Genomic DNA, 7,744 nt, shown 5'->3' on the forward strand with positions numbered 1-7,744 from the left:
GCGACGGCGGTCTTGCCGACACCGGCCTCGCCGAGCAGCACCGGGTTGTTCTTGGTGCGCCGGGCGAGCACCTGCATGATGCGCTCGGTCTCCTGCTCCCGGCCGATCACCGGGTCCAGGTCGTTGTCGGTGGCGCGCTTGGTCAGATTCGAGCCGAACTGGTCGAGCGTCGTGGCGGAGGACGGCTGGCCGCCGCCCCGCGCGCCGGCGCCGGAGGGCTCCGCGCCACCGCCGGTCGAATCCGACAGCAGCTGCAGCACCTCCTCGCGCAGCCGGTCGAGGTCGGCGCCGAGCTTGATCAGGACCTGGGCCGCGATGCCCTCGCCCTCGCGGAGCAGGCCGAGCAGGATGTGCTCGGTGCCGATGTGCTCGTGGCCGAGTTGCAGCGCCTCGCGCAGCGACAGCTCCAGCACCTTCTTGGCACCGGGGGTGAACGGCAGGTTCTCGGCCGGTGAGCGCTCGCCCCGGCCGATCGTCTCCTCGACGTCCCGGCGCACATCTGCGCGGTCCAGCCCCGACGACTCGAGCGCCTTGGCGGCGACACCCCCGCCCTCCTGGATCAAGCCCAGCAGGACGTGCTCGGTGCCGATGTAGCTGTGGCCGAGCTCCCGGGCCTCTTCCTGGGCCAGGACGACCACCCGCCTAGCGCGGTCGGTGAACCTCTCGAACATTCGCACTCCCCTGACCGCCGTGGCGGTCGACGTGACTCCGGCCGCTGGCCGGCCAGTGCAACTGGTGGCCGCTCGCGCGGCCGGTCTTGCTGGTCTAACTCGGGACCGCTGGTGCGGTCGGGCTTTCTTGTCGTCGACTCCCCTGGTTAACGGACGGGCCCGTCCGACCATTCCAGATGAAGCGATCTACGGGGGCGTGTTCGTCCCTGGCGAACAGGCCCCGGGCGGCCGCTCGCGGCTCGCCTGCCGCTCCGGCAGCGGCCGCACCGCCGCAGAGCGGCAGGTCAGGCCGGGTCATCGGGTCCGCGCGCCCGGAGGCCAGGGCTCCGGAACCTCGGGGCCGTGGTGTCTCAATGACCGGAACGGAAGCGCCGGAGCACTTGGTGGTTCGGCGCACGGCCAGCTGGGGAACGGCGCCCACCGCGCGGACAACGCACCCGGACTCCCCGCGCATTCCCGCGCCGACGTCGCTGCCTGCGAGAGTGACAGTCCTCCCAGCGAGGCTGGGTTCCTGCCCGCCACGAGTGGTATGTGGCACGGCAGGGCCGTCCGGCCATCGCGCTCGCAGCGCCGATGTTCCGGCCGCCGGACCGCCCTGTGATAGTCCTGCACTCGTTGGAAATTGCCCGGATGCAGGACCAGCCGGTGAACCGGCCCGCACCCGGCCCGATCCGGCGAAGGTGGAGCGCATGGCGCAGCAGGTCGCGGTGATCATCGGTAGCGGCGGGATTGGATCGGCCATCGCCCGGCGCTTGGGCCCCGCAGCACACCTGCTGATCGCCGACCACGACCGGCAAACCCTGCACTCGGCGGCGACCGAACTGGACGGCGCGGGATGCACCACGACCACCGCGCACGTCGACGTCGGCTCGCCGGAATCGGTCACCGCGCTCGCCAGGCAGGCGGATTCGCTCGGCGAGGTCGGCTCCGTGGTGTACACCGCCGGGCTCTCGCCGGTGCAGGCCGATGTGTCCGCGGTGCTGACCGTGGACCTGCTCGGCGTCGCGCTCGTGATCGAGGAGTTCGCCGAGGTCATCGCGCCCGGTGGTGCGGGCGTGGTGATCGCCAGCATGGCCGCGCACGGCCATCCCGGGTTCGCGCCCGAGCTCGCCGGGCAGCTGGCCACCGCACCCGCAGCCGAGTTGCTGTCGCTGCCGGTCACCGACCCCGCGGGCTTCGCCGACCCCGGGCACGCCTATTCCTTCGCCAAGCGGGCCAACCTGCTGCGCGTGCAGGCCGCCAGCCGCACGTGGGGCGCGAACGGAGCCCGGATCAACTCGATCAGCCCCGGCATCATCGAGACCCCGATGGGACGGGCCGAGCTGGCCGGGCGAAGCGGCCCGGACATGCGCGCCATGATCGCCGCGTCGAACGCGGGCCGTCCCGGAACCGCCACGGAGATCGCCGAGGCGGCGGCGTTCCTGCTCGGCCCCGCGGCGAGCTTCATCTCCGGAACCGACCTGCTGGTAGACGGCGGCGCCGTCGCCGCGTTCAGCTGACGCAGCTCAGTCCGGCACCGACCGAGAGGTTGCGCGCATGACGCCTCAGCACCCCTACCAGGACGCCGCGCTCGACGTGGATCAGCGGGTGGCCGATCTGCTGTCCCGGATGGACCTGGCGGACAAGGCCGGGCTGCTGTTCCAGCCCATGGCCGACGTGGGCGACTTCGACCGGCCCGGAACGTTCGGCACGCCTTCCGTGCGCACCCTGCTGCAGCGGCGCATCACGCAGATGAACGTGCTCGAGGTGTCCTCGGCGCGCGAGACGGCCGAGTGGCACAACGCCTTGCAGCGCGCCGCCCGCGAGCACCCGCTCGGCATCCCGGTGACGATCTCCAGCGACCCGCGGCACTCGTTCACCGACAACCCGGCCGCGGCGTTCCTGGCGGGCCCGTTCTCGCAGTGGCCGGAGCCGCTGGGGTTCGCCGCGCTCGGGTCCGCCGAGCTCGTCGAGCGCTTCGCGGAGGTCACCCGCCGGGAATACCTGGCGGTCGGCATCCGCACCGCGCTGCACCCGCAGCTCGACCTCGCCACCGAACCGCGGTGGGCGCGCCAGAACGGCACCTTCGGCGAGGACGCCGACACGGTCGCCCGCTTGGGCGCCGCCTACGTGCGGGGTCTGCAAGGGCCGGCCGGCGCCGGTGTGTCGGCCATGGTCAAGCACTTCCCCGGCGGCGGACCGCAGCGGGACGGCGAGGATCCGCACTTCCCCTACGGCCGTGAGCAGGTCTATCCGGGCGGGTGCTTCGATCAGCACCTGGAGCCGTTCCGCGCGGTCATCGACGCGGGTGCCGCGCAGGTCATGCCGTACTACGGGATGCCGGTCGGCACCGAGCTCGAGGAAGTCGGGTTCGGTTTCAGCAGGCAGGTGCTGACCGGTCTGCTGCGCGAGGATCTCGGCTTCGACGGAATCGTGTGTTCCGACTGGGGAATCCTCAGCGACATGTGCTGGGGCGTCGAGCACCTCTCGCACGCCGAGCGGATGCGCAAGGCCCTGGAGGCCGGGATCGACCAGTTCGGCGGGGAGTCGAGCACGGACGTACTGATCTCCCTGGTCGAGTCCGGCGCGGTCAGCGAGCGTCGCTTGGACTCCTCGGCGCGCCGGGTGCTGCGCGAGAAGTTCCGCCTCGGCTTGTTCGACGACCCGTTCGTCGACGCCGGACGCGCCGCGGCGGTCGTCGGTGCCGCCGACGCCCGCGAGCAGGGGCTGGACGCGCAGGCGGCCGCGCACGCGTTGGTGCAGAACACCGCAGGCTCGGCCGCCGGTCTACCGCTGCGTTCCGGGATCAAGGTCTACGCCGAGAACGTCGATCCGGCCGCGCTGCGCGGCCGCGCCCAGGCGGTCGGAAGGCCGGAGGAGGCCGACGTCGCGATCTTGCGGCTGACCGCGCCGTGGGAGCAGCGCGGCACGCCGGGTGACCTGGAGAGCTTCTTCCGCGCCGGTTCCCTCGCGTGGTCCGCCGAAGAGCTCGACCGCATCGGCCGGATCGCCGCCGCGGTGCCGACCGCGACCGTCGTGCACCTCGACCGGCCCGCGCTGCTCGGCCCCCTCGCCGAGGCCGTGTCCGCGCTGGTGGTGGAGTTCGGTGCCTGCGACGAAGCGGTCGCGCGGGTGCTGTTCGGGGAGGCCGAACCGCGCGGCCGACTGCCCTTCGACATCCCTTCGTCGGCCGAGGCGGTCGAGGCGAGCAGGCCCGACGTCGCGTTCGACACCGCCGAACCCGCGTACCGGTTCGGGCACGGCCTGCGCTACGGCTGATCGGCCGCGCCGACACGCCCGCGCGCCGCTCGATCAGTGCCGTTCGGTCAGCCGCTGCTGCCAGCCGATGCGCGATAGGTCCAGGTGAAGGGGTCGAAGCCGCGTCGCGCGGCTCCGGACGACCCCGGCGGAGCCTGTTGTTCGCCACCGCCGATGCGCATACTTGATCGGCCAAGGACACCGCAGTCCGCGTCCGGCACCGGGCGCGGCAGCGAGGAGGAACATGACGGGCAACGACGGCCGCCGGCTGCGCTCGCAGGACTGGTTCGACATCCCGGGCGATCCGGGCACGAGCGTGCTGATGCTCGAACGGTTCCTCAACTACGGCCTGTCGCGGGCCGAGCTGCAGGCGGGCAAGCCGGTGATCGGGATCGCGCAGACCGGTTCCGACCTGTCCCCCTGCAACCGCCACCACCTGGAGCTGGCGCAGCGGCTGCGGGAGGGCATCCGGGAAGCGGGCGGTGTCGCGATGGAGTTCCCGGTGCACCCGATCCAGGAGACGGCGCGGCGCCCGACCGCGGCGCTGGACCGCAACCTGGCCTACCTGGGGCTGGTCGAGGTGCTGCACGGCTACCCGCTCGACGGAGTGGTGCTCACCACCGGCTGCGACAAGACGACACCGGCGGCGCTGATGGCGGCCGCGACCGCCGACCTGCCCGCGATCGTGCTCTCCGGCGGTCCGATGCTCAACGGCTGGGTGGACGGCGGCCGCTGCGGTTCCGGCACCGTGCTGTGGGCCGCGCGCAAGAAGTTCGCCGCCGGCGAGATCGACGAGGACGGCTACTGGAACCTCGTGTCGGCCGGCACTCCCTCGGCCGGGCACTGCAACACCATGGGCACGGCTTCGACGATGAACGCGCTGGCCGAGGCGCTCGGCATGAGCCTGCCCGGCAACGCCGCGATCCCCGCGCCGCACCGGGAACGCGCCGAGATGGCCTACCGGACGGGGCTGCAGGCCGTCGAGCTGGTCCGCGCCGATCGCAAGCCGTCGCAGGTGCTGACCAGGGACGCCTTCCACAACGCGATCGTGGTCAACTCCGCGCTGGGCGGGTCGTCGAACGCGCCGATCCACCTCAACGCGATCGCCCAGCACGCAGGGGTCGGACTCACGCTCGACGACTGGGAGCGGATCGGGCAGGAGGTCCCGCTGCTGCTGAACATGCAGCCGGGCGGCACCTACCTCGGCGAGGACTTCCACCGCGCCGGAGGCGTGCCCGCGGTGCTGGCCGAACTCGCCGACGGCGGCCTGCTGCGCACGGACGCGGTGACGGTCAACGGCTCCACCATCGCCGAGAACCTTCCCCGCAGCGGCACCGCGGACCCCGACGTGATCCACCCGTTCGCTGCGGTGGCGGGCTCGCCGGGCGCGGGTTTCCGGGTGCTGCGCGGCAACCTGTTCGACTCGGCGATCATGAAGACCAGCGTGATCTCCGCGGAGTTCCGCGCCCGCTACCTGTCCGACCCCGAGTCGCCGAACGCCTTCACCGCGCGCGCGATCGTCTTCGACGGGCCGGAGGACTACCACGAGCGCATCGAAGATCCCGGCTTGCGGATCGACGCGGATTGCATCCTGGTGATGCGCGGGTCCGGCCCGCTCGGGCACCCCGGATCGGCGGAGGTCGTCAACATGCAGCCACCTGCCGCGCTGCTCGGCGCGGGCGTCGAGGAACTCCCGTGCATGGGCGACGGCAGGCAGTCCGGCACCTCCGGATCGCCGTCAATCCTCAACGCGGCGCCGGAGGCCGCGGCCGGTGGACGGCTGGCGATCCTGCGCACCGGCGATGCCGTCCGGGTCGACCTGAACGCCGGGCGGGTCGACGTGCTGATCGGCGAGGACGAGATCACGCAGCGTGAACGAGAACTCGCCGACGCCGGTGGTTACCCGGTGCGACCGCACCAGACGCCGTGGCAGCAGATCTACCGCGAATCCGTTTCGCAGCTGGACGACGGCGGTGTGCACACCAGCGCGCTGCCCTACCGCGAAGTCGGACGGCGGGAGAACCTCCCGCGTTACAACCACTAAACGGTTGAAACAGCGGCTCGGACAGATTCACCCGGCGCAGTTGGATCGCCGGGAGAAAACAGCCTTTTCCGCCGTCCGCGGTAGTTTGCCAGTCCCCATGCGCGAGCGCCGCCACTCCTGCGACGTCTTCGCGGACGCCGCAGGAAATGGCGGAGTTCGACCAGTGCCGGAAGGCGGCCGGAACGGGCTCGCGAATCCGCCCGACGAAATCGCGGAGGTCAGCGCCGTGCGACCTGCCGTTGCAGGTCAGCGTCGTGCGACCTGCCGTTGCAGGTCGTCGAGCACGAGGTTGGCCGCGATCGGCCCGAGCCCGAGGAACCAGGTGCCGTCCGGAACCTCGACCGCGTTGCCCGCACGCACCGCACCCAGCGCAGGCCACTGCGCCGAGCCGATGACGTCGTTCATCTGGCCGCGGGCGTTGTCGCCGTAGGCCGCGTAGAACAACAGGTCGCCGTCGGCCTGACCGACCTGCTCCCGGCTGACCCGGGTGAAGGTCGTGTCCGCCTGCTGGTTCTGCGGCCGGGCGAACCCGGCGTCGGCGAGGATGCTGCCGATGAACGAGCCCTTGCCGTAGAGCCGGATGTCGCCGGGGACGAACCGCAGCATGCTGACCCTGGTGCGCCCCGGATCCCCTGCCTGCGCGCCGATCGCGGCCGCGCGCTGCCGGTACTCGCCGAGGATGCGCTGCGCTTCGGCCGGTTTGCCCAGCGCTTCGGCGTCCAGCAGGAAGTTCTGCTGCCAGGTCTTGCCGGTGGTCTCGGCGAACACGGTCGGCGCGATGGCGCTGAGCTGGTCGTAGCGCTCGCCGTCGCGGACCTTGCTGGACAGGATCAGGTCCGGCTTGAGCGCGGCGATCCGCTCCAGGTTCGGCGAGCCGATCGTGCCCACGATCTCCGGTTTGCCCGCCTGCTGCGCCAGGTACGGCGGTACCGAGCCGCCCGCGTCCGGCTGCACGACACCGACCGGCCGGACGCCGAGCGCGAGGGACGCGTCGAGTTCGCCCGTGTCCAGCACCACCACCCGCCGCGGTTCGCCCTTGATCGTCGTTTGCCCCATGGCGTGCTCGACCACGCGGTCTCCCGGCTGGGGAGCCGCCTGATCGGCGGGCTGCGCGCCGCATGCCGCGGCAGCGGTCAGGGTCAGTGCGGCGGTGGCCACGGCCAGCAGGCGTCTTGGTCGGAACATGCTGCTCCTTTTAAGTCTCGAACAAGCTCGGCGAGCCTAACCTAACCATTCATCTTGCATAGTGATCGAGAGCCGAATCACGATCGGAGCAACGGATCGCCGAGCGCACCGGGAGCAGACGCGGAACTTCGTTGAACGAATCAAATGGAACGCGATTCCCGCCGAGCGCGCGCGATCCGAAAACGTTCCACATCCGGCGAACCGAGTCCGCCGCGCAATCGAATCCCGGCCCGCTTGTCCGCCGCGGGAAAAATTGTCGATCTTGTTCGGCGAGTTCGCCCCAGGTGATCGCGCTGAGCGCGGACACGACGCGCGGCGCGGAGGAATCCGGGGTGTTGAAAACCGCGGCGACGATGATTACCGTGCGTTCTCGACCAGGGTAGGCAAACCTAACCAGCCCTTTCCTGTCCGGCCGCAGACGACGACGCACGGCCGTGGCTCAACACAGCGAGACAGCACACCGCCGCCGGTGCGACGCCGCGCGCGGTGCGTTGCCGCACGACCCGAGCACGAGGAGACCCCGACGTGACGATCCGCACCGAGCTCGCGGGCGGCGGCAGCGGGCCGGCGAACCTGCGCCCGCTGCTGGCGACCGCGCTCGACGCCC

Annotated in this window: 6 protein-coding genes; 3 read left to right on the forward strand and 3 right to left on the reverse strand. The window is 71.5% G+C overall.

Annotated features, from left to right (window positions below; all coding sequences use genetic code 11):
* Positions 1–671 (reverse strand): Clp protease N-terminal domain-containing protein (locus IJH84_RS06580; protein ID WP_295141521.1); only part of this gene is annotated, 671 nt, incomplete at its 3' end.
* Positions 672–1,360: 689 nt separating this feature from the next.
* Between IJH84_RS06580 and IJH84_RS06585 the strand changes: the two genes are divergently transcribed.
* From IJH84_RS06585 to IJH84_RS06595, 3 genes are all read left to right on the forward strand, one after another.
* A complete protein-coding gene (locus IJH84_RS06585; RefSeq protein WP_295141524.1) occupies positions 1,361–2,170 on the forward strand; it encodes an SDR family oxidoreductase in 810 nt (269 codons plus the stop codon).
* Positions 2,171–2,207: 37 nt separating this feature from the next.
* A complete protein-coding gene (locus IJH84_RS06590) occupies positions 2,208–3,929 on the forward strand; it encodes a glycoside hydrolase family 3 protein (RefSeq protein ID WP_295141527.1) in 1,722 nt (573 codons plus the stop codon).
* Positions 3,930–4,152: 223 nt separating this feature from the next.
* On the forward strand, positions 4,153–5,952 hold the full coding sequence (locus IJH84_RS06595; RefSeq protein ID WP_295141530.1) for an IlvD/Edd family dehydratase: 1,800 nt from the start codon (positions 4,153–4,155) through the stop codon (positions 5,950–5,952).
* 246 nt (positions 5,953–6,198) lie between these two features.
* Here the strand turns inward: IJH84_RS06595 and IJH84_RS06600 are convergent, their stop codons facing one another.
* Positions 6,199–7,137 (reverse strand): ABC transporter substrate-binding protein, encoded by a 939-nt coding sequence (locus tag IJH84_RS06600; RefSeq protein WP_295141532.1) that lies wholly within the window; start codon positions 7,135–7,137, stop codon positions 6,199–6,201.
* Positions 7,138–7,186: 49 nt separating this feature from the next.
* A complete protein-coding gene (locus IJH84_RS06605; RefSeq protein WP_295141535.1) occupies positions 7,187–7,567 on the reverse strand; it encodes a hypothetical protein in 381 nt (126 codons plus the stop codon).
* Positions 7,568–7,744 lie beyond the last annotated feature (177 nt).

This window comes from Saccharopolyspora sp. (assembly GCF_017434145.1).
Classification (GTDB): Bacteria; Actinomycetota; Actinomycetes; order Mycobacteriales; family Pseudonocardiaceae; genus Saccharopolyspora_C; species Saccharopolyspora_C galaxeae.